Here is a 25839-nt window from a genome sequence, read left to right on the forward strand (position 1 = left end):
AAATAGATACAAGAAGTTTTACTCTATAAAAGGCTTCGTAGTTTAGTCCAGCTCGTTCCAACTAGTCTAATGTTGGAAGTCACTTAGACGTCCGAAGCCTGTCAGGAGATCAATGTGCACCCTATATTATCTTTAAGCACATCGTGAGTATCGCTTATTGGTTGCTGTCACTTAACCATTTAAGATATTTTCAAATATCACCCTAGCTCTGTAATACGCTTACTAATACGTGGAAACAGGCTGAATGCGTTCTCGTAAAACACCTTCTCATGATGCTGCTCTGGCACAAGCCTGCGGACAAATTCAGCATACAGATCGATAGGTGCAAGCGGCCAATCGGTTCCAAACAGCATCTTCTCATAATGATCCGAGTAAACCAAAGCCCTGCGGAAATGATCCATAAACAGCGGTTCGTTCATAAAGCGTTCGAAGTGAGGACGATCCCCCACCACAAGCCCAGATAAATCTGCGTACACGTTAGGGTTCTTAGCAACCACCTCAGCAGCATCCATGACCCAGGGATCACCGAGATGACAAATCATGAAGTTTACACCGCGCTGTTGCAAGGCAAGCTCGTCCACCGTTAGCGGATGCGAATATTTGAGCAGCCCGTTCATAGAGTAGGTGTCTCCAGTATGGATGACCACAGGCAGATTGTATTTTGCAGCCAGCTCATAGACCGGGGTATAGATTTTGTCATACACATAGTGGTGATAATATCCGGCGTACAGCTTGATTCCCGCAACTTCGGGCGATTGCAATCTGGCTTCGATCCGGTCCAGCTCGTCTTGAGCTTGTTTGCCGTCCAGTCGGTTAGGGTTAATGCCTACACATTCCATCAGAAACGATGGAACCTGTTCTTCCAGATCCAGCCCCATCGGGTTAGGGGAACTGGAATCCGGGAAAGCCCCCTTCGTTTGCTCGCTCACCCCCATGCCAATGCCAAGAATAACATCATTGCGATCAAATTCTGCCTTGAGACCCGCCGCGCTGTAGTCTACTTTGGACAGATCAATCGCAGTACGGTGAAAGCTGTCGATATCGGATAGATGAATGTGAATATCAATGATGGGCATCGGTGGCCTCCTCTTCGCTTGTTGATGTTACAAAGTTCAGTTTTAACAAATCATGCACATCTGCCGTATTGAGCGAGATCGGCCCCAGAACAAGATAGGTCGGCTCTGTCCAGACGGTTTCGCCATCTTGTATCGTAAGCTCATGTGCTACGTTATGTCCTGTTACCAGGTTGTTCGCAAACGCCCAGGCATTCTGGTTCGGGTAACGATTCACCGCGTGTAGCATGTTTTGACGTGAAAGGGAGCCTATTCGGAATATGTGCTTCAAAGGAAGCCCAATGTCTACTTTGCCGAGCGGAAAACGATCTTGACCCGGTTGCTCGATCCAGCCTTCTGTATATACTTCCGAAGGTTTGAAGAAACGACCTTCTGTAAGAGCATAATTTGCTCGTGTCAGACCAGACTTGTTGGTCACCGCAAGTAAGGTGCAAAGTACGGGAACGCCAGGCAGCATCAGATAATGCTGATGAACGGTCATTCCCCGGTTCGCTTCATGTTTCTCGATACGAGTGGTCACCTTCAAGCCTTTCCACACGTTACCGAATTGATCCTTCTGCTCCGACCACGATAGACTCGTTTGCTCCAATTGACGGCTAAAGCCGTTCATGCCTGGAATATCAACAGCCATCCCGCCATACCACGGATTCCACCACGAACGAGCGGCAGGTTCAGGATATGAACTGTCTAGCCATTCCTCGCCTTGAACTTTCAGAGAGTGTACAATCCCCCCGAATGCCGGATCAGCCGTAATAGATAACACACCATTGTTGACGGTATATAACGTCTCTGAACCATCTACTCCCTTTTCAATCCGTTGTAGCACTTCAGACCGTGTCTGCGGGAACCAAAGAGAGATTCGTTCCTGAATCCGATCTTCTCCACGATACACGCCCCGTACTTTCCATATATTCAGTTGCTCATATGGGTTGGTACTGTCGGGGGTGTCAGACCCTTGCAGGTCAAGGCGGTCCGCTGTCGTTACCTTCGGCGCTCCCACTACCGTTTCCTCAGGCGAAAACTCCAGCTTATCCGAGTTCAACTGCTCCGTCGCATCGAACTCGATCGTACGAGCTTTAATCTCGGGTTCCTTACCTTGCTGTACGTACAGCTCCAGCGTACCAGCAAGCTGAACAAGCTTACGCTCAACCAATTCAGCCTGTAGTACGTCCGCAGCAAATGGATTGCCATCATTCAACATCACATCCAGATGACTGTCCAGCATCGGAATAACTCCATTAGGTTGTTTACGGGCGAATGCGCGGAAATCCGTCCACTTGGCAAACGTGTTAAGCGCAAATACCGTTTCCTTCGTGGCTACCGAGGCCCCGGCCTCCAAACGTCCCAGCTCATGCTGTAATGCCAGCGTATATTCGGGTTTGATCAGCTTCAGCGAAGGGTCCCAATAGATGCCGCACGCTCCGTACTCTTCCTTGCAAAATAGCCAGTTCTCCGTAATCTGTCCCGTATCCCAATGGTTTGGATCCCCGGCATAATCATCCCCCATATCTACAAAACGACCCTGATAGGGCAGAATGAGCCGATTGCCGAAGAAACCGAAGTGATCCATCAGGAACAGTTCTTCTTCCCATGCTGTATCACGTGTATTCACAACCTCATGGGAGAACGTAGCGATTCCGTTAGCGGACAGTTTGGCAACCGTCTTCAGCAGTAATCCCGGGAAATTTTCCAATTCATAGGCCGCTTCCATAACCTGATGATTCCCTTCAGCAACAATCCGTACTTCTTTGGCTTCTTTCAGGGACAACTCCTCCGAGTACGGTTTCCCCAGCTTCGGATAATTCCACCAGAAGGAGTGACGCGACCCAGGATATTCGATCCACATGACATTATCATGTTTGTTCATATGGAGAGAGAACGCACCGTTCACTGCAATCCACTGGCCATTCGCCTCACCGCCATACCTGCCTTCAATGCCCTTCATCAGCACTGAGAGTTTTCTTCTAAAAGAAATCTCCAATCCCCCCGCCGGAACAGCGGTAATCTCTACATCCTGTGCATAGATGCCATATGAATGCAGTGTAAACGGAACGGACACGGAGCGTTTGCCCTTCGCAGGTACTGTGAATCGCAGTGTGCGCTCTGTCCAGTCTAGAAATGCTTCTTCTGGCAGTTCCATAACAAATTCTGTTTCCGCATCCACATTGTTTTCCACGTTCAGGATTAACTCTGCCGGAATACCCGGATATAGTTCCTTCACGGGGAGAACTGGTGTAATCTTCGCAGGGAATTTAGGTTGAAGGCCAATACGGAACTGAGCTTTCCTGCCGCCAATAAGCCAAGTACTGCTAATGACCGGATGCGTTTTATTCTTGTTTTGTTCTTCGGTCACCGGATCGAGGTAAAACTCCCCCTCTACCGTGATGGTTTCGTCTGGTTGCAACGTTCGCACAACATCCATAGCAAAACGGATATTTTTGTCGTCCTGTCCTTTGATCTCGAACTCAAGATCGAGGTTGGATTTATTTTGGATATGATAACGCACGGGATAACTCGAACCAAACACCAGATCATGATGATCTACTTCGGTGTGAATGCTGTAATCCGGCGTTTCGAGAGCGGCCAAGCCGCGGCCTGTTTTTTCAAAAGATGCCCGCAGGGAGAGGTCCTCTTTTTGCCACGTATAATCCAAAAAATCGAATCCACGCTCCTGCCGTCCATCCGGCTCGATCACCAGTTCACGGGTGCTGTCAGCGTACCAGTCTAATGTTTCAAAGTAAGGTGCTAGCGCCTCGGTCTGCAATACGGTCGGGATAAAGTTCATGAGATGTACGCTATCATCTTTTTTCTCCCAAAAGAAACCACATTTCTTGTACATTGGCACCGCCTTCGTATTGCCCGGCCATGTGAACAGATCCAGACGCGGCCATCCGGCCTCAACCGTTTTCTCCACTGCCTTTAAGATCAGATTGCGACCAATCTTGTACCCATGGTAGTCCGGGCGTACGTTAAGCAGCGGTACATATAGTGCATTCTCGTCAAAACGGTAATGGGCAAAGCTGCAAAAACCGACGACCTCTACATCATGAACCGCCAGAAAAACATGCAGATTGGAGGAGTTCTCCATCTCCTGACGAATCGTTTCCTCTGTCCGCTGCCTCGTGCCGCCTCCCCAGCTCTCATTACTTTGGTTCCACATATCTGCCAAGCTGGCGGCATAAGAAGCGTTGTATTCAACAATACGAATCTGATCGATGATCATTTGTGATTGTACACTCATGTTCGGTTCTCCTTCTCTATATGTATAGGATGGTCTTCGTGAACACTATACTAGCCTTCGTCTGATCGCTTCAGAACTAATTCAGGCTCTGTGTGGCAAATCTAGCGATAGTCTTATCATACTATATTTGGAAACATTTTCAGAGTGTCTTCATCACCTAGATTCATATTGGCTCTAGAACGATTATAAGTAAATAAGAAACCTTAAACCGTGAACGTTCGTATCTATATAGGGGCTGTCTTAGACTTATGTATAGGCTAACATATACGGTGGTGATAAGGATAAATTGCCTTAACTGTGAGTTTTGACAAGCGCTGTTCGCCCTTGGTACTCTGAAGAGAGCAGTGTCTACTTATATCAAAAATAGATAGATTCATGGAGGGAAAGCATGACGGAGTGGATCACGCAATTCATACTGTTCTTTAAAGATTTGTCCTATGCAGGTCTTGTTATTGCCCTATCGTTTGAATTTGTCCCCGCTGAACTTGTTCTGCCCATGGCGGGATATTGGGTATATCTCGGGGATATGAAGCTATGGTTGGCTATTCTGGCAGGAACCGTTGGCGGCACATTTGGCCCATTAACGTTATATGCACTCGGACGCTACGGTGGCAGACCGATGGTGGAGAAATACGGGAAATACTTCCTCATTCGCCCCCACCATGTCGATGCTTCCGATAAATTTTTTGAAAAATACGGCAGCGGGGTCGCTTTCTATGGCCGCTTCGTACCCGGCATTCGAACGGTCATCTCCATCCCTTGCGGTATGGCAAAGATGAACGTTTTCAAATTCAGCATCTTTACCTTTCTCGCCATGCTTCCGATCACATCCATCTACGTGTACCTCGGTTACAAACTGGGAGCACAATGGGAAAACGTCGGTGAAGTGGTTAAACCGTATGTCATCCCGGCAGGCATGATCTTCCTGATTGGTTTTGGACTGTACATGCTGTTGAAACGTTGGAAAAAAAGGAGTTCGCAATAAGCGAACTCCTTTTTCAACTGTTAAAGATATAAAGTCTTGATGGACTTTAGTTATGTGCTCATAAGGGAACTATGTAACAGCTAAATATAAATCATTCATTAAACGTTCTTCAAAAGACTGTATTTCCTTAAGTTTTGTTATTATTGATAAAAAGCTTTTATTATTAGCAGTAAAGGAATATTTAATAGATAAATTTTTCAGCAAAAGAAACTCATTGCATAAATGCATAGATTGCTTAGATAAATTCTCATAATGGTTAGCATCTAGGTATCCTTTTGATTTCAGATAATCGATTCTTCTATTCATCACGTTTTTATGCTCCCATTGTAATCTAAACAATCTAATATCCTTGCTTAGTTTTATGTCATCAGAGAATCGGAGTAATAACTCATCATATATAGCTAGTCCAAAAACAGAACTCTTAGTCCCTTTGTGTGAAAGGAATGAGTTTCTGGAATTCAGGTAGTCCTCTAGATATATTCTGAAAATATTCAAATCAAACTCTAAATCTTCATGATAAACATACCTAGTAGTATCACTTAACAATTCAGGAATAAAATTCCTAATAAATTTAATTGTTGATTCAGAATGTTTCGTAAAGGATAATACAAACTCTGTAAAAGAGACAGAATACTGCCCAAATACCATTTCTTTATTGTAACCAAGATAATACAGTACCTTTTCTTTTTTATTATAGCCATATATTAAATTATCATGATGAAAATGTTTTAACATATAACTGGATTTGGTAGACCAGTAATATTCATCTATACCAACTTCTATGTAATAATTCAAGTCAATGTTTGCTATTATGATGTCCAATATATTTTCATTAAAGGTATTCACCGTGTTCATATTCAAGTTTGAGTATTCTAAGAAAGGGATATTTGGATACTTTCCATTATGGGAGTAGAAATCTATTTTAAAGTCACCTGTTGGATTTTTTCTATTGTTAAATGTATAAAGTTGAGTATAGTTCGTAAAAAACCAACCTTGAAAGGCTTCTTCTTTCTCTAATATCGCGAGTGGGTAGGCATGATTTAAAAAAGTCTGAATTGAGGGAGTATTAATCTCTAGTTTTTTCTCCATGTGTTCACTCTCCTTTTATTTAACATACCTTATCATGCATCCCTAAATGAGTGTTTGTCAATTTTTCTATAACAAAATATACACTGCATTATTTATAAAAAATAGCCCTTCTTCTCTTTACAAAAAGAAGGACTAACCACCTGATAAACATCGGTTACCTAAATCAGTTCCCGTCTTCTTTTCAAATACACATACAACACCACGCCAGATGCCGCACAGATAACGGCACATAAGCCAATAAATCCATATCCCGCCTGAAGTCCGCGCAGCAAGCCGAGCTGCGTGGTGGCACCGTACATGTTTTTCACACCTTCAATGACCCAGCCTATTACATAGTTGCCGATGACACTGCCCACCCCCATGAGCGTTACCGTAAACGTAATTGCCGTATCACTGCCGTTCGGATATCTACGTGCGATAAAGGCCATTACTGTGGGATAGATCATCGCAATGCCTGCGCCCGATATCGCAAAGAAAATCGCCAGACTCTCTCCCCCTGCAAGCGCGACAAATGTACATACCGCTGAGAAAGCCGAGAATAAGATCAACGAAAGTACGAACCCGATGCGATCCGTCAACGGCCCAAGCAGCAAACGTCCAAGTGAGAACGTAAGGAAAAATGCCGACAATAGACCAGAGGCTTTGACCGTGTCCCACGTGTAGGCTTTCTCCAGGAAGTTAACAAGCCAGCCTCCAACCGCCAGTTCCGATACCACGCCAAAAGAAAGAATAAGCACCATCAGCCACAGGGCCGGATCACGTGTTAACGTCTTAAGCGAGGTGCGATCTTCATGGGCAAGATCATCCCCGGGGAATTTACTGCGCAGTGCCGCAATGATTGGCAGCAGGCACAGCGACAGCATAACCAGATACATGCCACGCCAGTCTAGCAGGTGCCCAAATACCGTCAGCGACATCACGCCTGTCGCCAGCAATGGCGCCACCGTCGAACTCAGTCCATAGAAGAAATGGGACAGGTTCATCATCGTGCCTGTATTTTTCACAAAAATCCGCGCCCCGAGTATCGCCAGCGCAATCTCCAGCATCCCGTTGCCGATATACATGAAGAAGTAGGATGACGCAAAGAGCGGATACGTATGCGATACATAGATGAACACACCCGACAGAATCATCGAGGCAAATGAAATGATGCTGACCGCCTTAATGCCCCATTTGCGAACCAGTATAGCCGTGAACGAGCAGGCGATCAGATATCCCAGAGCGTTCAGGGACAATAACGTCCCAAGCTGTTTCTCATCCAGATTGAAGTCAAATTGAATTCGCGGAATGGCTGGGCCTTTAATATTTTCCGAGATGCCAAATACGATAAATCCAAGAAAGATCGTTGCCAACTGCATGGCGTACAGCTTATTAAACTTTCGTTTGTTGCCTTGTGTACTTGCTTGCTGATTCAAAATAAGTTCCTCCATTGTGTCCAGAAAAATGGTTACACGCTGTACCTGCGATTGCAGTGCCATCTTCCGCCCGCTGTTATCCCTGTATTTTTTTGAATTTCTTTCTAAAGGTGAAAATACAGTGATAAAGGCGTTCTCCAGATTGGCTCTGCCCTCTCCGCTCTCGTGTGAAAATTTTGCTTAACTTCACTTCATAATAAGTCGTTCCTACCACTGCTTCTCAACTACCTGAATGCGGTAGGTCAGGCTTTCGAGTGTTACGGCTACCAGTCCGGTAACATACTCACGCCGGGTGTCGCGGCGAATCGTGAGTTCAGGCATATGCTCCTGTGGAATATGGTGATCCCGGCAGCCTTGGATCAGGCCATCCCGCATCGCTGGGTCCATCGTATCGCCCGTCACCACAATGGACGCCGGGTTGATGATGGCAATAATGGAGACCAGCGTCTGTACGACGAGTTCCTGCAATCCGTCTGTCGTTTTCAACATACGCAGCTGTTCTTCCCGTGACACGCCAAATGGCAAAAAGGACACCTCTCCCCCAAATTGCGTATTCCCGGTGAGTGGCCGACCATCGATAATAAAACCTGCCCCCGGAAAATGATTTTCAGGGAACGTCACCACCGCAAAGTTCTTCTCTTGCTCAAATTGCTGTTCATTGTACAGTCCGTACACCGTCAGATTCATATCGTTGCCAATGACCACTTCGATGTCTTCGTATTGCTCTTTGAGCCTTAAACCGAGCGGCTGATTAGCCAACTCTGGTACGTCACAGATACCGATCACACCATTGTGCGCCACCCCTGGTATCCCGATTCCGATGGACTGCACATTGTGATGCTGCTCGATCAGCCCAGCAATGAGTTTCTCCACCACCGTGACATTAATCTCATCTAAAACAAGTGTCTGTTCGTCCGCCATCTCTCCGTTCAGGTTGGCATATGTATGTGTGATCGAATGGATGCCGCCTTCGGTACGAATAATCAGACATAGCACACTCGCGTAGTTCGCATTAAACTGATACCGACTCGCCGGTCTGCCCCCACTCGACTCATCCGGGCCCAGATCAATGATCTCTCCCGTCTGGAGCAGTTCATTTAGTATTGTTCCGCATGTCGCCACGCTGAGTTTGGTCAGGTTTGCAATGGAAGCCTTCGTGCCTACACCCATCGACCGGAGTGTATTTTTTACAATTTCAACGTTAATGCGTTTGACCTGTTGGGTGTTGTGGGAAGTGGGTAACATCGTTTGTTGTGTGCCTCCTTTCGTTTGTATGTTGAAGGATGATCGCATATTCGAGAAAGTAGTGAAAGGGGTTTTTAAAAGTGTTTTAATAATTGAAGTTTAGGGGGATTGGTGTGGAAAGTCAATGCTTATTTGGAAATGGAAAGTGGTCGGATGAACAGAGAAAAAGGACAGGGCATGATCATCTTTGGAATGATCTTGTACTATCCTTTGGTTCAAACGGTTATGTAGACTGGCTCATATGATGTGCCAAGATGCTCTTCTCCAGCCTGACTTCAAATAACTTGCGGTTCAAATCCTGTTCCATCGCATGAAGGTGATACGCCGCTTGTTTCACCGTATCCATGTGCAGCACCCCTGCCCGCTTCGAGATTATGTCCATGGCATCCAGGATGAGTTTGTTACACGTGACCAGTTGATCGACGTAATCATCTTCTTGTTTTACAAGTTGTGCGTACTGCGAAGCCAGATCTTCGCCGTGGGTACTTGTCATGTCACCACTCCTAAAATTGGTACGCATAAGAGTACCAGATATACAAAAAGTATATGGTACGCTCATGCGTAACGTCAAGACCATATGGAAATTTTAGGAGTGATTTAAGATGACGAAAAAGGTAGTTATCAATATTCACAAACTCACAGAGAAACATAATATCTCACTGCGAGAACTAGCACGTTTGGCCGATATCCGCCACGCTGCCTTAAGTGAGTTACAGTCCGGGAAACGTGAGAATATTAACTTTGCTCATATTGAGCGGATTGCTGAAGCGTTGGATATTGATGATATAAGGGAAATTATTGAGATTCGGGATGAGTGATCGATAAATTTTTCTGATATTCCCTTGGTAGCTATATAATCGATGATAATGTAGATGATTCTATAACACTTCTAGCTTGATTCCCTCTAATCATGTGTTTCTGTAAAAGCATCATACTAACAATAATCGGATCAATAATTTTTTCAAAGTCTACCACCGTTTTGAGTTCAGATAAAGTTTCGTGAATTCCTCCCATTTCTTCTAAACCTTTCTGAATAATTCCAACCAGTTCAACTACTTCTGTATCTACTACTAACTCAAGAAGTTTCAAAGAAGGCTTCATATTATTTATAAATTCAGTTAACATCTGAGAAAATTGAGTACTGAAAAATATTAAATAATTCTCTATTCCTTCTCTGTACAATTTGTTTGAAGCCATTGCCGTTTCAATTACGTCATTGTATTGAGTAAGCAACATCCTAATAAGACTTATATTACCCGTGGCTAACCTCCATTGTTCTAATTCTACGAAGTCAAGATTCAAATGTGAAAAAAAATCATTTGGTAAATCAATTGGAAACAATGGTTTTGAGACTAATTCTTCTGGCACATCAAGTAGCCGATAATGCGGTATTAAAAAACCATTTGACAGTGGCGCACCTCTATAAATAGGCACAAATATCAAATTCAATAATCTTGTTTCCAATATCCATCTATAACTGTTATAGGGTATCGCTGATTTGAAGACCTCACGTAATGTAAGAACTATTTTTGAATATTCATCCTCTATAACGCTAGAATTGCTCAAATCCTCAATAGTACTAATAACATATGAATCTTGATTAATGGATACCATTTCCCCTCCAACTCTTCCAACTGCTACTTCAAAAGCTCTCTCAATCCTTTCATTCGATTTTTTATACATTTCTCTAGCTGCATATGCTATGGAAACGCCTTTAATCGGATTGTTAATAACATGTATCCACATATTTAATAAAACGAGCATTTCTTCAGTTTCCTCACTTAGAAAAACTGTGTCGATTGTGCTGTATTCTTTAAACAATAATTCATACTCTTTTTGCATTATTCTTAACGATTTCACAGAATCATACAGATTTAAAATCGCCAATCGTGAGTTCTTAATTTGATCTAAACGCTCTCCTTTTAGTCTCGCAATTATTGTTTCTGCAATTTGCTCATAAAAGTAACCTAATTTTCTGTACGTTCCAGAAAATTCTTTTTCAAACCTCATGTACTGATGAATTGTGGTTTCCAAAGATCCTGAGGCAATGCCTAATTTGTTTAAAATATCAATATTTCCAGTATTGAAATCATCGTTCATTTTCTCTCTAATGAGACAATAAGGATCGACTGCAGATTTTGGCAATAAAAATTCCCTTTTTATTGAATTTTTAAAATCTTGTTCATTCTTTATTACCCTTTCCCAACGTACACTGTCATGCCGTTTCTTTTTATAAATAAAATCAATATAGTCAATAGTACAATAAATAAGTTCCTTTGAAATTTTTCGTATATGGTCAATCCGCTCTACATATAGTGTCCATGAATCCGGTCGATCTAAATACTCGATCCGCGTCTGCTCCCAAGCATTAAGTTCCATAACCCATCGATCAGGACGATTTTTTTTGTTGATTTTTGATTCATTATCGTATACCTCAATGCCTATATCACGTAATAAATCAGTTCCTATCAACTTAACCTCTATATTCTCCTTATAAGGAAAAATTTGATCAAGTATATCTGTCATTTTTTTTCTCCAAAAGAAGTTAAAATTTGTTTCAATTGATTTAGAATGTCCTACCTGCGTATCATTAAATACAGGAGGTACAAAATAGCACTGTATATCTGATTCTAAAATATCCAGGTGTATAATACAGTAATCTTTTATCATTCTTGCAGACAACACATTCCTTGCTGAAGTATACAGTTCCTCATTAATTATCTCATAAAGTCCTCTCAAAGCATCCGCCTTTGAACTAATATCGCCATTTAACATTTCTTCGTTCATTTTATCAATTAAGAAAGGGAGACTTATCTTTCTACCACGCTTTGCCATCCAGAACAAAGAATATCCTAATAGTGACCACTCTTTATCATGTTTTGGCATTTCTGAAGGGATTTCAAAATTAAAGATTAATGAATCTGTAGCTTCATAGTCAATCTGTAGGGAACTCAGTGAGTTCTTTATTTTTTCAACCTGCTCTCTTGACTTCTCTCCATTGAGTCGTTCAATGATGAATTCGTTAGGTCGTATATATCCCGAAATATCAAAAGGTACATATGATAGCCAACCTATTCCGTATTCACTTCTAATGTCTTGAATCACTTCTATATTAGATTCTACATAGCGTTTAACATCTAGCCATAACATAGTTTTAATTAAACCTGCACATGCCATCCAATCCTTTGTGCCTTTAGAAGAAATTAGAGTAACCATCTCATGAGAATAAGAATGCTTGGTGAAGAAATCCATTAGAATGTATTGATAATACTTACTATCTATGCAATCCAAAGATGACAATAGAAGCCCACAAGAATCCTCTCCAATAGTTTCATTGAGAATATCCGAAATTATGAGTGCTCTCTGTGGGTGAAGAGGCTCCAAAAGCAATCCATCATCTGATGATTTCATCAAGTATTCATTGCTGAATCGTTGAATTGCAGAGAATACATTATCAATCCCAACAGCACCTTTAGCTTGTTCCAGAGAAAGAGAACAACCAATTTTCCCTGCAAAACTAACAAGTTGTAATAATAAAAACCATGAATCTGGATAACCTTCTTTTAAAAGATTTTCGATTTGAGCTCTCAAACGTTGTTTTAACGTTTGATTATTTGTAAGTAAGTACATAAATTCTATTAATGGACCATTACCACCAAATCTTGCCCAAGCTTCTTCAAAACTCCGAAAATAATCGTTTGGTGAAGAATCTATAATTGTCTGATAAATTGATATCGCTTCTTGCTTAGTTAAATCTAAATCAATAATTTCAATCTCAACAGAACTTAAGTCAATACGAGTCATTCTAAAGTCCTCTTCACGAATAGAGACTAATACAGGAACATTTATTCCACGCGCCTGTAACTCCTCTATTAGTATTATCCACTGTTGTTCCCCAGGATGAACATCAACGTAAATTATTAGATTTTTAGTGTGTTTAGTAATTCCTTTCAATGCAGCAGCTAAATTCTCCGCTTGCCTTACAGAAGAGATGGAACGAATGCAAAAAACTAATTGCTCGGGATAATGATCAATTAGATAACGATAACAAAGAGTCGATTTCCCTTGTCCCGACACCCCTCTTATGACTATAGCTTTGTTAGCACTAATCTTATCATTAATCTTGTCAATCCAAGCTCGTCTAGCTAAATCGAGACCATTACGAACATGGGATGGATGTGCCGATATGCCTTGGTCATATTCATTCTGAAGCTGTTTATAGCTTTTTACTGTAGCAATATCGCATAGTCTTATCAAGGAATTATTATATTCCTTATAGTAACCATCCATTGCTGAAATATCGCTTCCAATTTGATAAATTTGTTCTTCCCACAACTTGAAACTGGTGCTTCCTTTCGTATTGGAAAGATCAGAAACGTATTGTATAAGCAAAGAATATGCGAGATCAGGCGCAGCCATTATAGGTACATAGTCTTTTAACTGTACTAATATCTGTTTTTGAAGATCTTCTAAATTTACTTTTTCAAAAACTAAAGATGAGAGCAACCATTCAGCAGATTCAAGTGTAAGATCATGGTTGTGAGTTAATTTTTTCAGTACTGATTCTACACAACTTATTTCTCCATCTAATAACCCTTTCAATTCCTCTCCTAAATTATTAAAATACACGACTCTTACTTTTGAAAATGAACTGTCTTCTGAGTGTATACTACACACTCTTTTATAAAATCCTTCACCTGCCAAGGAAGATTTGGCTGTAGCTAAAGATGAGAGAGTTAAGTCTGATGAGATATTTTTAATCTGTATTGCCTCTATAATTTTCCCATCATGCTTTATTACTAAGTCTTCAATATCTTCAGGGAAAAATTCATGATTTTGGGTATCGGACATTAAACGTGAAGCAATGTATAATGTCTGTGAAGAAAATCCTTTCCAAGCCGCCTGGGCTCCCATATCTGATTTGGAAAATTTTGAGTTTAACTCATTCCCTCTCATATCACAATCTCCGTTCTAATTAGGTTTGAAAATTATCATAAACATACTTTTAAGTTCAACTTCACCAGTGAAATATTTTCTGCAAATGCTTGATCATTCTATTCTCTTTCACCATACAACTAGTCTCCTCCCCTTTATGCTAATTTAGAAAGCTGTTTTATGTAGTAATCCAAAGAGGAAATGACATTCATCAACTATTGTTTAAGAACTGAAACAGATTGGATATTTTCATTATCGCCCCCATAATAATTATCCTTTTTAAAAATTATAGAAAAAAATAAGATTAATTCTTTTCTCTCCTTAGAACCAAAGCGGATTCTTACTTCTACCTTTCTGGTAATGAGACCTCTAGCCAATACACAAATTTCTTATTTACTATTTACTATTTACTATTTAAGATATTAATCAATGACGCAAAGCTTCTAACAGCCACAAACGAATTATGAATTATCCATTTTATCCAATAAATTACTTTAGATGGTTCTGTTTTAGTTCAGAGATAGTTCTCCAGCAACAATTAAAGAAATTCCCTCTTATTTCGACTGATCAATTACCGAGTTCAAAATAATAATCTTTTTCCCTATAGATTATAGAAATGATGAAACAATTCGTTTCTATACTGACAAATATAATTGGGTAGATAATAATTATTTACCATCTTCTAACCCTATAGGTCATTTAGAAAAAGTATACTTCACTTCTGTATAATTAAAAGGCAAAAATCTAATTATTCAAACAAAAAGTTCTAGTGGCCAATCAGACATTTAGAACTGGCCGTATTGGTGACTATATGAGCCCAAAGCTAATCGATTCTATAGGCTTAATCCCAGAACGGCGTACCCAGGCTGGTCATCTAATATTTGGAACAAGATAACACAACAAAAAATATCCATTGGAATGAATACACAACAAGCTCGTTTATCATGGGGGGAACCAGAACGAATAAACACTTATAACACAAGTAACTTAAGAATTGAACAATGGGTTTATGGAAGAACATACCTATACTTCTACAATGGAAAACTAGAATCTTGGACAGATTAATTCATATTTCTATCATCTTCACTTATTTGGAAAGTATAACTTACTCTTGGTCCGCTCAAACTTTGGAGCGGACTTTCATTATCACTTTTTCAGGAAGAATTAATTTGGTTTCTATAAATCCCTCATTTGACACCCCCTCCAAAAAGGTCTATCCTAATAACGAATCATCCATTCACTATTAAGGAGTCGTTCCCGATGGTGCAGGCCAAGAAAGATGAAGTCAGGAAAGAAATTGAATATGCGGCGCTTAAGGTCTTTTTTGAGAAGGGTTATGCGGATGCCAAGATGAACGATATTGCGAATGAGATCAATATATCGGTCGGCAATATCTATACCTATTTCAAGAATAAGAAGGAGCTTTTCTACGCCGTTGTACCGCCGGATTTGGTGGATTATTTGAAAAAGGTACTGGTGGAGACGATTCATTTTGATAACCAGAACGCGTTTGAGGAAACGAACAGTGAGCAGCGATCCGTCCTCATGCAAGAACAAATAGATGTGCTGCGGAAGTATCGGAATCAGATCGTTATTATTTTTGAAAAGAACAAAGGCACCATCTACACCAACGCCAAGAACGAGCTGGTTGAGCTGATGATCGAAACGAAGAAAGCCTATCTCAAAAATCAATACAAACACTATGAGATCGGCACCGAGGAGAACCTGATTCTGCTGAACATTCTGGCACATAACGTCATTGACATGAATCTGGACTTATTGAAACGGGACATGAGCGAGGACAGCCGCAAGCAAATCTTTGAAGCGTTGTATGTATACCGACTGTACGGCATGAAAAGCTTGAACGAATAAGGAATAGTGCTTGGTCGCCAGCCAATCCAAACCCCACTTTCTATCATAGATCACTACGCGTCGCACAGCGTGCAGATCAGTTGTACTTTCCCTGATTTGCACGCAAAAAATAAGCATAAGCAAGCCAATCTATTTTTTTAACCCAAAAATGAATTATAAATTCACTTTTAGAACACCAGAATACTTTGCACAGAGAAACCAAATAACACAGAACCGTATCACTCGACTGATTCAACAAGTAACATCATGTAACACCACCCACACCCAAGGAGGAACACACCATGAACACCGCTTACGCTTTGAAAAATGTCAATCTGATCCACGGCGACGCAAGCCGCCATCTGCAGCCAAACATGACCCTTCTCGTCAACGAACAAGGGCGTATCGAGAACATCGCTCCAGATCAGGAGCTGAACATCCCCAGTCACTACACAATAATCGACCTTACCGGGAAATACGTGATGCCAGGGCTAATCAACGCACATGTGCATCTGTTTGCCGATGGTAAACCGCTCACCCTCTCCGTCAGTGAAGGATTGCTGAATTTTGCTTATCATCGGATTTTGAATACCCGATTCGGTCGAAATATTTTGAAGAAACGCATGAAACGCAACGCTCTTACCGCACTCCATGCGGGTGTAACAAGCATGCGCAGTGTGGGCGAATTCTTTTATACCGATGTGCGGCTGCGAGATGAGATTAACCGCGGGGAGTGGGTCGGTCCGAATCTGCTTGTTTCGGGATTCTTCCTGAGTGTGACAGGTGGACACGGGGCTCCCTACTTGGCACTGGAGGGTGACTCGCCTTGGGAAATGCGCAAAAATACACGGATTAATGTGAAGAACGGTGTGGACTGGATCAAAATCTGTGTGACAGGCGGTGTAACGGATGCCAAAATGGTTGGAGAAGCTGGGCGTCTGCAAATGACGGTGGAAGAGGTCGCGGCGGTCTGCGATGAAGCCCATAAGATTGGATTGAAGGTTGCCGCTCATGTGGAGAGCACGGAAGGTGTGCGCGTTGCGCTGCAAGGGGGCGTGGATACGATTGAGCATGGGGCCGAGATGGATGACGAGATTATTCATTTGTATAAAAAGAACCCCAAGGCCCTTCATGGTTACACCGCATTGATCCCTACCCTGCAAGCTGCTTATCCATCCGCTTCGCTCGATCCAAGTGTGACCAAGTTAAGTCCGACGGTAAAAGAAAACGCTAGACTGGTCTACGACTCCATGCTCAAAGGGGTGAAACAGGCGGTCGACAACGGCATCACTATTGGAATTGGAAACGATGCAGCCATGTCCTACGTCACCCACTATGATATGTGGAGAGAGATAGATCATTACATGAGACAGACCAAACTGACCAATAAAAAGGTCATCGACATGGTCACTCGCAACAATGCTAAAATCCTAGGGATTGACGACGTGACGGGTACTCTGGATATCGGCAAACAGGCCGACTTGATTGTAGTGGATCACAATCCGCTAGAGCAGATCGAAGCTTTATCCAACATATCGATGGTCATGGTCAAAGGTAATCTGATCCAGAACCCATCCGTCACACACATCAAAGAGGTAGATGAGGTTCTTAATCTCGTGTGGTGAGCAAAGAATTGAGTAAATTTTCTTCTTTAACTGCAAAACATATACTCTCACTGAATTAGTCATTTCTTTTATATTGACTATTCTTTATTGATTCTTTTAGCAGTTATTGGTAGCTTCAGACACGCTGCATCGATTAAAACATTTAACAACTTCTAAGTGGAATATTATTTATAAATATCTTCTAACACTGAAGTTTAGGTTTGCACCGATTCAATGATATCAAAGACTTATATATATAAATTTGTATTATGTTATAATTAGCTATACAAAGAGGAAATTCAAAACATTATTTTAAAGAAAGGAAAATTATATGCCATTAATTGTACGAGGTGTACCCGAGCTCTTTATTTTTCTAATAATAATGGCCGCCAACTATCTAATCATGTATCTTGTTGTTAGCTCTGTTCTTAATAATTCAGGTTTAAAATCAAAAATTGATAATTTAGAAAATGAAGTTTTGGATTTAAAAAAAACTTTGAATGAGAGCAAAAAAAACAAACCTGATGATACTAACAAAAATTAATTAGAACACAAATACTAAAATTGCTAAGTTATTACTTAATCAGCCATAGCAAAATCCCCCAAAGTACTTCAACCACTATTTATATAGATGGAGTACTTTGAGGGAAGCTACGATTCAGTCCAGTATTGTTCTTTTTAAGTTAAAACTTTATGTGTTACTTACTATCAATTGTAAAGGTAACATCCCAATCCCACTCACTCCCTATAAAATTAGAAAAATTAAGAGAAATAGGTCCCACAGTAACGCTAGGAGTTAAAAGAGTATAAGGATGAGCGTATTTTGCAATATGTTTTCCTGTTAACCCTTTATAGGAAACAGGTATAGTAACCGTTTCTTTAAGAACTAAATTTTTATAGAGATAAAGACCAGCGTGATCAAACTTTACAGATGAACCATTTATCCCCTCTATTGTGACCTGTTGTTTACTTTCATTGCCTAACTGTGGTGTTAACCATGTTGTTAATGTTGCTTCTCTACCTACACTGGTAGCAAATGATTGCCAAGAATTTGCTAATTTATCAATGTACTTATAGTAAGGGGGCTCCGCCCATGATGCCGTGTTGTAGTAGTCATATATAAACTCTTTGGCGTTCGACGTTTTTCCTCTATATATGACATAACCAGTTCCGGTAAACGGATACTCCTCACGAACATCTGACATCATTCCAATGTTTGATGATTGACCTGCAGGTTTATTAATAACCCCTGTTTCTTTTTGACTTAGCGCTTCAATTTCTTTTCTGTTTTCGTTTGTTACAAGATATTTTTTACCGTCAGATGAATTATAGTATTGCTTTATTGTAGTTTGAGTATCAACTTTTTTTCCACCATTCAAAGAGATTTCCTGAATTATTGCTGGACTCATTTTTTCAATTTCTTTCTCAGAAAACCCCATTTCTTCTAAAACTGATCTTTGTTGAGATACTGTAAGAGAATTATCTGAATTTCTCATTTGAAGATAAACCCTTCCGTCAGTTTTCTTATCCAAACTAAGATTAGAGTCTATGATAATATTATCGATCGATATATCCTCTTCGTTAACAGCATTTTCTTGTGCACTTACAGTAACCGGGACTAAGAAAAGCAAAGCAACAGAAATAGTTAGTAGGAACTTGGATAATTTTTTCATTTTATCGTTCACCTCTCATTTATAAACCTACATTCTCAGAAATACACTTACCCCCTTTATAGTTAAATTAAGGTTTTTTTAATTATACACTTATATTATATTTATGTAAATATATTGTAATAAATAGAGTATATATATTATTCTAATAAACATCTCAAGCCTCAAAGAATGTTATTTTGTAACAAAATTTTGTTATATACGAAACAGCAAATAGATTGCAATGAGTGTTTTTAAGAATGGCTTCATTTACTTCAAACTAAGCCCCTTATCTCATTTGTCCATTGTTATGGTCAAAGGTAATTCCATCCGTCACATGCATCAAAGAAGTAGACGAGATTCTTTACGCCGTGTGGTGAGGTCAGAGTTAGAGTAGAATAGGCGAAAATCATGCTCTTCCCTTGCGTCCTGTGCAGTCCATGTCTTTAATAATGAATATTTACTTCAATTAAATATGCTTTATCATTTGGGTTGGATAACTGAGGCATGGTCTGAGAAGTCGGGAGTTCTTCCACTGGTTCTCCGTCCAGATATAGTCCTAGCGCATCTTTTGCCATGATTAATGCGTCTTCAAGGGTATGACCATAGGTAAGGCAACCTGGCAGATCAGGGAACGAAACGTTTATTCCGTCGTCGGCAAAGTTAAAAATGGCGTAATATTTGTAGATCCGAATCATATGGAAATATCTCCTTTTTTCAACAGTCAGCTATGACAGGATGAATAAGTTCCAATCGACAGTTCACCTGCATTTATAGTAAAATAATGGAATGCCCAATGTTACATTTCACATTAGAAAAGGATGAATTCAGATGAGAGAGTACACTGTCGTTCCAGGCCCCAAAAATGTTCAAGTGAATCGAGGGGATACCCAAGCCGCTGTCAATTTATTGGCGGATATCATTAATCACAAAGCGGAGTCAGGATGGATCTATCAATCCATGGAGTCCCTTGCGGTTACCGAAAAACCAGGTTGTCTCCAGCAGCCCGTAACCACACACCATTACATGCTAATATTCTACAGAGAAGTATAATAAGCGTGCAAGATTCATGAAAAGCCCAGAATCTGAAGAACCTATTTACAATACCATGCCATCCGAAGAAGAACTAATAAAGCTCTTACATACCCATCATGAGAAAAATGATCCTCGAAGCCATTTTTATGTTAGAACTCATGTAATCCCGGAAGTGAATTGGTTAAATGCTATTGGCAAGGTTACCCTATCATTATGTATTTCTTTACTGGTATCGTTAATCTTTTTCTATAGCTCCAAGCCGTTCATTCCGGCGTATGCTTCAATGAGTGTCCCATTGGTTTTCGCAGCAAGCATGTTCTTCATCGTTCTGATTCGAGCTAAAGCCATTCTAGTCTGGATTATCCGCATCTATCAACGATTTGCTCCTCTAGAGTTGCGGGACAAATGTCGTTATGAGCCCAGCTGTTCGATGTATATGATTCAAGCCATTGAAAAGTATGGAGCGGTCAAGGGCCTTTCACTGGGTATTCGGCGTCTTCGGAGATGTAATATCACAGGCGGGGGATATGATTATCCTTAACAAGGTGTAGTTTGTAGAACCTGTAAAATAATCATGTGTTTCTATCAAAAGTATCCACAAAACACCAAAAGGCTATTCCTACACGTCATGCAGACGACAGGAGATAGCCTTTTGGTGTTTCAAAAATTCTAACGATCACAGAAGAGCCTATTTGCCCCGTTTCGGGCAGTTTTAAAATCTAACGATCCGTACGGACGTTATTTTGACGAAATTCAGCCTTTTTCAGGATTTGAAGCCTAGTTTGGCTTAAATAGCGTTCCTGAGGATCGTTAGAATTTTACGACGCCAGAAAACCACCAAATAAGCTCTGTGGAGATCGTTAGCGCTTGGGGCATCAGTCATTCAACCCTTTTCCCTCCATAATAGGCTGTATACATTTTTCAATGCGGGATGTCTTGGTTTTGGATTGTTTTGGCTGTGAAAAGTGATACAGATACGCCCGCTGACGACCAGGGGTTAGTGCTTCGAATGCCTCCTTGAAGGCAGGATTGGCATCGAATTGTTGTTGCAGTTCCTCGGGAACCGCGAATTGCTCTACTTCCTTTTTTTCTATTTTTAGACCCGCTTGTTCCACTTCGATCGCTTCACGAATGTAAGCTTTCAGAATCTCTTCCTGTTCGATAATCTGCTCCAGGTTAGTGAAACGAATCTGGCGACCTCCCTGCACATTATTCGTTTGCTGAATCAGGATACCATGCGGGTCTTTAAGCAGAGAGCCTTTGAGAAACATGATTGCACAGTATTCCTTGAAGCCATGAATCAGTACGACGTTTTTCCCGTTTAACGTGTAGCACGGATGCATCCATTTGTAATCTTCAGTCAGATCACAGTCCAGGATGATCTCTCTCAGCTTCACCGATTCTTCCTTCCACGTTTTGATTTTGCTTAGATATGCATCTACTTTGGGATTGGTATTGTGCGTAGTCATAGGAATCTTCCTCTCAACCAATTTAGTTATGTTTTATTCAATACAATCTAATTTATCTCATCTTGTACTGACACCTTTTATTTACCTTTATTTATCGGTTTGTTTGTGCGGTTATTCAAGAGATTATAGAGCACTACTTCAGAAGCACTTATCCAACATGTATTAGCTTCTCCCCTTCAATTTAAACCTAGAGGGTTAACCTGGACAGTCCTTCCCAAAAATAGGTTATAACTAGTGCAACCTTTTATTGTTCATACGAAAAGAAGAACCTATAAACGGTCTATAGGCTCTGTATTACGTTCATTTGTTTATTGAATTTTCAACTCTTCTTGTCTCGGAAGATTACTACGTGTTGTGTGGCATATATCTCATTCGTAGATGTGTAAGCGTCAGGTACGTTAATCACTTTCCCATATTCATTTTCAACCGATCCAGCTGTAAAAAATGATGTTTGTAGTGCATTTCGATCAAGTGGAACCACTCCTGAGCATTTAACGCTCCAAGACGAGGGTGAGGCACTTTAGAACCTGTGGCCGCTTCCTCTAGAACAAGTACAGTTGCTGTACTCCTCATCCGATCCACAACCTGCTGAAGCCCCTGGGCAATTTGTTCCTTACTTTCGGGTTGCAATGGTGTATATTGCGGAGAAGCCGGTACTTTAACCCGAACAGGAGGGAATTGTTCTGCCTCGAATACCTGACTGCCCAGCTCTGTTTTCACCTCATCTGAATGTACGGTGTGCTCATTATTAGCCAAACAATGGTCAATGTTACGCAGCTGCATGAACAGCGCCGATTGAATCAAATGCATGTACATTTGCCCGATCGACCATTCTTCTTCATTCTCTTTTTGTAGTAATTCATCCATATTCAAAAGATTTAATTCTGCTACATACCTCTCTACTGTAGTCTCGAAAGAATTTAATATTTCATTTGTGCTTTTCATCCTGCAAACATCTCCTCTTCATCTTGAATAATTCCAGTATAAAAAAGCACTACTGACAAGGGTATGTCAGTAGTGCTTCAAGATATTTGTCGCCACCTCCCGCATAAGGGCACGCAGAGACCCCGGCTCCATCACTTCGATATCTCCACCTAGACCAAGTAGATGATGCAAAATTTCCTCAGGATAGCGGACACGAAAGCGGAAATGAATCCCGTCCTCCTGTTCCTCCACTTGATCGATATAAAAATGAAGGATCTCCATCATTTTGTCAGCAACTTCTGATTTTGCTCGAACAAGAACATGTTCGTTACGATCATCCGGCGGCTGATACCGATTCAGATCAAAATCTGGCGGCAGACGAAATTTCTCTTCCAGAACAGAAAGCTCCGACATGCGGGACAAACGAAAATGACGAACATCCTGCCGCAGATCACATCTGCCGATCAACACCCAATTTTCCCGCACCAAGGTAAGCCCATATGGCGACACGATACGCTGATTCGAGCGTTTCCCGTCCGAGCCCGGCATTTTTTTCAGATACATCAAGCTGATTTTACGTTGCTCCAGAATCGCGTTACGTATATCGTTAAGGTAAGTTCTCACCATGCCAGTTGTATCAGGTCCCATCGGATGAAGCACGCGCATCGTTTCTTGTACACGCGAGGACTGCTTACGAATGGCTTCTGGTAAAATGGCTTCAATCTTGCGCTGTGCAGATTTTGCTTGAATACCATAGGCGGTATCCCATCTCTGTTCGATAAACTTCGCTCCCATGAGCAGCGACACGGCTTCCTCCGCAGTAAAACTAACCGGGGGCAGAAAGTACCCTTCCATGAGAGAATACCCATGACCCGGAGCACCTGCAATGGGCACGCCAGCCTCGCTTAAAGCTTGGATATCGCGATATATTGTACGAACACTGGTCTCAAACTGAGCGGCCAGATCCTCCGCCCTTATCAGTTTTGTTCGTTGTAGTTCCAACGTAATAGCGAGCTGTCGCTCCGTTTTATTCATGTTTCATTCAGTCCCCTATGGTTTACTTCCATGCTTGCGGTACATGTTTAATCATATCATGGATGAAACCGTCGTTGCCGTAAACAGCTACAACAAGGTGTTCCTTTTGCAAGGGAATTGGAATAATGAGTGCTTGTTTTCCATTAAAATAATAGCGGTCTTTCCTCTCAACCATGTTATCGTCTGTATAGATAATATTAACAAAATCCATCTTATGACTAAGTGCTTTGTCATGGATAGCGATGCATAGATATCCTCCCAACTGTTCCACAGAGACGCCTTCCTCATCTTCTTTCCACACATACTCATTAGGCCGCAACACAAGTGTATTCTTTGATGATTTAGTAAGTATAGAAGCCCTGGCATGTTCTCCCTTTACACTAACCAGAAGTGCTGAACGATCATTCACAATTTTAACATCTGCATATTTCAATTGATGTAATGTAAGATAGGCTTGGATATCCTCTCGGGTTATCGGCTCACCAGTAGAACCATTCGTTAACATGAGCATAGATAACATTAATTCAAATAAAAACTTCATTTCATACACTCCTTGTACAAATCTTTAAAAGAGAAAAAGAGACTCTCTAAAATCTAGCAGAAATTTCACTTCTATTTCTTCCTGTTATACCACCTGCTACCTCCACCAACTAATTCCCATACAACCTCAAACTTCTTACTTTTGATAACCGCTCTCATACTTTTACGTGAAACCTCTGACATGCCACTCTCTGTGATCCACACACTCTCCAGTTTAGGAAATTGTGTGAGCAAAAATCCCCAGTCTTCCGTAAGTACTCCCTCAATACGTAATCTGCGGAGCTCTGGTAATGCCAACAAATGAATATTTTGGATTGGGTTGTAGCCCAACATCAACTTACGTAATTTCTTGAGCTGATTAAGTGGCGTGATGTCTTCTATCTGGTTGTAATCAGCTCTAATCCAGTCCAATTGAGGAAACGTCAACAATGGGGAAAGGTCTATTAAATTATTATTCTCAATGTGAATGGTTTCCAGATTAGAAAGATGAGTTAACCTGGTCAATTCCGATATACTTTTTAATTTCATATTGTTGACACATAATGTTTCGACACTCTCAGGCAGATAACAGAGCTCTGCAAGATCAAAATCAGGATTTTCTTCCACGCTGTAACTTCGCAAATTTTTGGCATACTGAATACCATCCAGATGATACACTGGTCCTTTGAAGTAATAGCTGATGATATCTTTCAATTCCAGCAGGTTCATATCCGTCAAATCTTCTTTAAACACTTGAAGCTTCGACCGAATAGCTTGTTCCAGGTGTTCGTCCTTAAAGAAGACCTTGTTACCCCTAGGTCCGTTAACCTTGTAAGAAAGTTCTGCAAAATACTCCTGCTTCACTCTCTCCAGCTCAGTAGCCTCATACACGTACCATGGCCACACTAAATAAATCGGAGGGATATACGTTGGAATTATCCACTGAATCGATTCATTATCCAATATCTTACCATTCAGAAACTGGCCGTTCCTCTGTATTAAGATGTGATCATCATGACGACAAATGGTCCCTGTTTCAACGATGCTCCTTGCCGTTTCATAAGTCACCTGCTGTCTTGCAGCAATGTCTGCATAATATGTATCATAAACCTTTAGACGTTCTTTCCGCATCTCTTCTGTGTTTTCTGTATCCCATAGCTCAATAAATTCAAAAGTCTTTAATTTATTCTCTTCCACCACTTGTTTAAATGTATCTGTCGCAAAAAAACGAAGGTGATGATGTTGCGGTAGACAAAACAAGTGTGCATCTGTATCAATACGCTCCGGCAGAATATGTACGTATTCTGAGAAAAAACCGTATCCCGTCTTTCGCTCAACAGGATTACTCATATCAATAAAATCCTGTATCCGGTTCACCTTAACAGCGAACATCTCTTGTTCAGCGTGGATTAATGGGAGAAATTCGACATCCTTTCCGATTAACGGTGTGAGAACATCTTTTGCTTTTTTTGAGAAAACCAGAAAGGTAATCATATATTCAATGCAATCACTTTTGTTACCTTTTCGCTGCGTTACAAATATTGGCGGCTCCCAATGCTCACTCTCCCCGTCGAAATAAGCCTCCATTCTGTCACTATCTCGATCAAAAGATTCAAGTTTGATTTCCATTGCCTTATGTGAAGGCACAACCATCCAAATTTTAATGATCTTCAACCCCCAACGGAAGTATTATAATTCTTGTTTATATATCGGTTGGTTTTATCTACGAGCTAAGTGTTCAACAAGTATTTAGCTCAAACAAATTTTTAA

The 25839-nt window shown here is 41.0% G+C and carries 21 protein-coding genes; 7 read left to right on the plus strand and 14 right to left on the minus strand.

Going from position 1 to position 25839, the window contains the following annotated elements; genetic code table 11:
- Window positions 1–197 precede the first annotated feature (197 nt).
- Together MKY23_RS21090 and MKY23_RS21095 are read right to left on the minus strand one after the other, a co-directional pair.
- Window positions 198–1076 carry a TatD family hydrolase gene (locus MKY23_RS21090; protein WP_339832002.1) on the minus strand — a complete coding sequence of 293 codons (879 nt, stop codon included), beginning with the start codon at window positions 1074–1076 and terminating at the stop codon, window positions 198–200.
- Entirely contained in the window at window positions 1063–4314 is a 3252-nt protein-coding gene (locus MKY23_RS21095) for a GNAT family N-acetyltransferase (RefSeq protein ID WP_221790325.1), read from the minus strand. Before MKY23_RS21095 ends, MKY23_RS21090 begins: the two co-directional genes overlap by 14 nt.
- Window positions 4315–4702: 388 nt before the next feature.
- On the opposite strand from MKY23_RS21095, the gene MKY23_RS21100 reads away from it, so the two are divergent.
- The gene (locus tag MKY23_RS21100) at window positions 4703–5299 is read left to right on the plus strand and encodes a DedA family protein (RefSeq protein ID WP_339832006.1); all 597 of its coding nucleotides are present in this window, start codon (window positions 4703–4705) and stop codon (window positions 5297–5299) included.
- Between the two features lie 69 nt (window positions 5300–5368).
- On the opposite strand, the gene MKY23_RS21105 is transcribed toward MKY23_RS21100, so the two are convergent.
- The 4 genes from MKY23_RS21105 to MKY23_RS21120 form a co-directional block, all read right to left on the minus strand.
- Window positions 5369–6388 carry a hypothetical protein gene (locus MKY23_RS21105; protein ID WP_154983320.1) on the minus strand — a complete coding sequence of 340 codons (1020 nt, stop codon included), beginning with the start codon at window positions 6386–6388 and terminating at the stop codon, window positions 5369–5371.
- A gap of 158 nt (window positions 6389–6546) precedes the next feature.
- Window positions 6547–7746, minus strand: coding sequence for an MFS transporter (locus tag MKY23_RS21110; protein WP_154983428.1), 1200 nt, complete (start codon window positions 7744–7746; stop codon window positions 6547–6549).
- Between the two features lie 264 nt (window positions 7747–8010).
- The gene (locus MKY23_RS21115; RefSeq protein WP_339832008.1) at window positions 8011–9048 is read right to left on the minus strand and encodes an ROK family protein; all 1038 of its coding nucleotides are present in this window, start codon (window positions 9046–9048) and stop codon (window positions 8011–8013) included.
- Window positions 9049–9271: 223 nt separating this feature from the next.
- Entirely contained in the window at window positions 9272–9541 is a 270-nt protein-coding gene (locus MKY23_RS21120) for a hypothetical protein (RefSeq protein WP_339832010.1), read from the minus strand.
- Window positions 9542–9650: 109 nt separating this feature from the next.
- Here MKY23_RS21120 and MKY23_RS21125 point away from each other — a divergent pair, with 109 nt between their 5' ends.
- Window positions 9651–9866: a helix-turn-helix transcriptional regulator gene (locus MKY23_RS21125; protein ID WP_339832012.1), complete on the plus strand. Its 216-nt coding sequence runs from the start codon at window positions 9651–9653 to the stop codon at window positions 9864–9866.
- 31 nt (window positions 9867–9897) lie between these two features.
- Here the strand turns inward: MKY23_RS21125 and MKY23_RS21130 are convergent, their stop codons facing one another.
- The gene (locus tag MKY23_RS21130) at window positions 9898–14004 is read right to left on the minus strand and encodes a hypothetical protein (protein ID WP_339832014.1); all 4107 of its coding nucleotides are present in this window, start codon (window positions 14002–14004) and stop codon (window positions 9898–9900) included.
- 1239 nt (window positions 14005–15243) lie between these two features.
- On the opposite strand from MKY23_RS21130, the gene MKY23_RS21135 reads away from it, so the two are divergent.
- The 3 genes from MKY23_RS21135 to MKY23_RS21145 all read left to right on the plus strand — a co-directional run bounded on the left by MKY23_RS21135 (window position 15244) and on the right by MKY23_RS21145 (window position 17982).
- The gene (locus MKY23_RS21135) at window positions 15244–15855 is read left to right on the plus strand and encodes a TetR/AcrR family transcriptional regulator (protein WP_145413671.1); all 612 of its coding nucleotides are present in this window, start codon (window positions 15244–15246) and stop codon (window positions 15853–15855) included.
- A gap of 281 nt (window positions 15856–16136) precedes the next feature.
- Window positions 16137–17459, plus strand: coding sequence for an amidohydrolase family protein (locus MKY23_RS21140; RefSeq protein WP_339832022.1), 1323 nt, complete (start codon window positions 16137–16139; stop codon window positions 17457–17459).
- 361 nt (window positions 17460–17820) lie between these two features.
- A complete protein-coding gene (locus MKY23_RS21145) occupies window positions 17821–17982 on the plus strand; it encodes a hypothetical protein (RefSeq protein WP_308722921.1) in 162 nt (53 codons plus the stop codon).
- 154 nt (window positions 17983–18136) lie between these two features.
- Here the strand turns inward: MKY23_RS21145 and MKY23_RS21150 are convergent, their stop codons facing one another.
- Together MKY23_RS21150 and MKY23_RS21155 are read right to left on the minus strand one after the other, a co-directional pair.
- Complete coding sequence (locus MKY23_RS21150; protein ID WP_308722922.1) at window positions 18137–19111, minus strand: hypothetical protein; 975 nt, start codon at window positions 19109–19111, stop codon at window positions 18137–18139.
- Window positions 19112–19533: 422 nt separating this feature from the next.
- Window positions 19534–19785, minus strand: coding sequence for a type II toxin-antitoxin system HicB family antitoxin (locus MKY23_RS21155; protein ID WP_339832027.1), 252 nt, complete (start codon window positions 19783–19785; stop codon window positions 19534–19536).
- A 133-nt stretch (window positions 19786–19918) separates the two neighbouring features.
- Between MKY23_RS21155 and MKY23_RS21160 the strand changes: the two genes are divergently transcribed.
- Together MKY23_RS21160 and yidD are read left to right on the plus strand one after the other, a co-directional pair.
- A complete protein-coding gene (locus MKY23_RS21160) occupies window positions 19919–20140 on the plus strand; it encodes a hypothetical protein (RefSeq protein WP_339832029.1) in 222 nt (73 codons plus the stop codon).
- A gap of 154 nt (window positions 20141–20294) precedes the next feature.
- On the plus strand, window positions 20295–20663 hold the full coding sequence (yidD, locus tag MKY23_RS21165) for a membrane protein insertion efficiency factor YidD (protein ID WP_339832031.1): 369 nt from the start codon (window positions 20295–20297) through the stop codon (window positions 20661–20663).
- Between the two features lie 334 nt (window positions 20664–20997).
- On the opposite strand, the gene MKY23_RS21170 is transcribed toward yidD, so the two are convergent.
- The 5 genes from MKY23_RS21170 to MKY23_RS21190 form a co-directional block, all read right to left on the minus strand.
- Window positions 20998–21591 carry a YdeI family protein gene (locus MKY23_RS21170; protein ID WP_339832033.1) on the minus strand — a complete coding sequence of 198 codons (594 nt, stop codon included), beginning with the start codon at window positions 21589–21591 and terminating at the stop codon, window positions 20998–21000.
- Window positions 21592–21993: 402 nt separating this feature from the next.
- Complete coding sequence (locus MKY23_RS21175) at window positions 21994–22536, minus strand: DinB family protein (RefSeq protein ID WP_339832036.1); 543 nt, start codon at window positions 22534–22536, stop codon at window positions 21994–21996.
- A 66-nt stretch (window positions 22537–22602) separates the two neighbouring features.
- Window positions 22603–23550 (minus strand): YafY family protein, encoded by a 948-nt coding sequence (locus tag MKY23_RS21180; protein WP_339832038.1) that lies wholly within the window; start codon window positions 23548–23550, stop codon window positions 22603–22605.
- Window positions 23551–23572: 22 nt separating this feature from the next.
- A complete protein-coding gene (locus tag MKY23_RS21185) occupies window positions 23573–24091 on the minus strand; it encodes a hypothetical protein (RefSeq protein WP_154983333.1) in 519 nt (172 codons plus the stop codon).
- A gap of 71 nt (window positions 24092–24162) precedes the next feature.
- Window positions 24163–25743 carry a leucine-rich repeat domain-containing protein gene (locus tag MKY23_RS21190; RefSeq protein WP_154983334.1) on the minus strand — a complete coding sequence of 527 codons (1581 nt, stop codon included), beginning with the start codon at window positions 25741–25743 and terminating at the stop codon, window positions 24163–24165.
- Window positions 25744–25839 lie beyond the last annotated feature (96 nt).

Source organism: Paenibacillus sp. FSL R7-0272 (assembly GCF_037969905.1).
In the GTDB taxonomy this organism is placed as follows: domain Bacteria; phylum Bacillota; class Bacilli; order Paenibacillales; family Paenibacillaceae; genus Paenibacillus; species Paenibacillus polysaccharolyticus.

Excerpts from the sequence above, each read along its gene's own strand:
- MKY23_RS21130 (WP_339832014.1), bottom strand. The coding sequence starts at position 14,004 with ATGAGAGGGAATGAGTTAAACTCAAAATTTTCCAAATCAGATATGGGA.
- MKY23_RS21150 (WP_308722922.1), bottom strand. The coding sequence starts at position 19,111 with ATGAAAAAATTATCCAAGTTCCTACTAACTATTTCTGTTGCTTTGCTT.
- MKY23_RS21160 (WP_339832029.1), top strand. The coding sequence starts at position 19,919 with ATGAGAGAGTACACTGTCGTTCCAGGCCCCAAAAATGTTCAAGTGAAT.
- MKY23_RS21105 (WP_154983320.1), bottom strand. The coding sequence starts at position 6,388 with ATGGAGAAAAAACTAGAGATTAATACTCCCTCAATTCAGACTTTTTTA.
- MKY23_RS21185 (WP_154983333.1), bottom strand. The coding sequence starts at position 24,091 with ATGAAGTTTTTATTTGAATTAATGTTATCTATGCTCATGTTAACGAAT.
- MKY23_RS21095 (WP_221790325.1), bottom strand. The coding sequence starts at position 4,314 with ATGAGTGTACAATCACAAATGATCATCGATCAGATTCGTATTGTTGAA.
- MKY23_RS21100 (WP_339832006.1), top strand. The coding sequence starts at position 4,703 with ATGACGGAGTGGATCACGCAATTCATACTGTTCTTTAAAGATTTGTCC.
- MKY23_RS21155 (WP_339832027.1), bottom strand. The coding sequence starts at position 19,785 with ATGATTCGGATCTACAAATATTACGCCATTTTTAACTTTGCCGACGAC.
- MKY23_RS21170 (WP_339832033.1), bottom strand. The coding sequence starts at position 21,591 with ATGACTACGCACAATACCAATCCCAAAGTAGATGCATATCTAAGCAAA.
- MKY23_RS21140 (WP_339832022.1), top strand. The coding sequence starts at position 16,137 with ATGAACACCGCTTACGCTTTGAAAAATGTCAATCTGATCCACGGCGAC.
- MKY23_RS21125 (WP_339832012.1), top strand. The coding sequence starts at position 9,651 with ATGACGAAAAAGGTAGTTATCAATATTCACAAACTCACAGAGAAACAT.
- MKY23_RS21110 (WP_154983428.1), bottom strand. The coding sequence starts at position 7,746 with ATGCAGTTGGCAACGATCTTTCTTGGATTTATCGTATTTGGCATCTCG.
- MKY23_RS21180 (WP_339832038.1), bottom strand. The coding sequence starts at position 23,550 with ATGAATAAAACGGAGCGACAGCTCGCTATTACGTTGGAACTACAACGA.
- MKY23_RS21090 (WP_339832002.1), bottom strand. The coding sequence starts at position 1,076 with ATGCCCATCATTGATATTCACATTCATCTATCCGATATCGACAGCTTT.
- MKY23_RS21120 (WP_339832010.1), bottom strand. The coding sequence starts at position 9,541 with ATGACAAGTACCCACGGCGAAGATCTGGCTTCGCAGTACGCACAACTT.
- MKY23_RS21145 (WP_308722921.1), top strand. The coding sequence starts at position 17,821 with ATGGCCGCCAACTATCTAATCATGTATCTTGTTGTTAGCTCTGTTCTT.
- MKY23_RS21115 (WP_339832008.1), bottom strand. The coding sequence starts at position 9,048 with ATGTTACCCACTTCCCACAACACCCAACAGGTCAAACGCATTAACGTT.
- MKY23_RS21175 (WP_339832036.1), bottom strand. The coding sequence starts at position 22,536 with ATGAAAAGCACAAATGAAATATTAAATTCTTTCGAGACTACAGTAGAG.
- MKY23_RS21135 (WP_145413671.1), top strand. The coding sequence starts at position 15,244 with ATGGTGCAGGCCAAGAAAGATGAAGTCAGGAAAGAAATTGAATATGCG.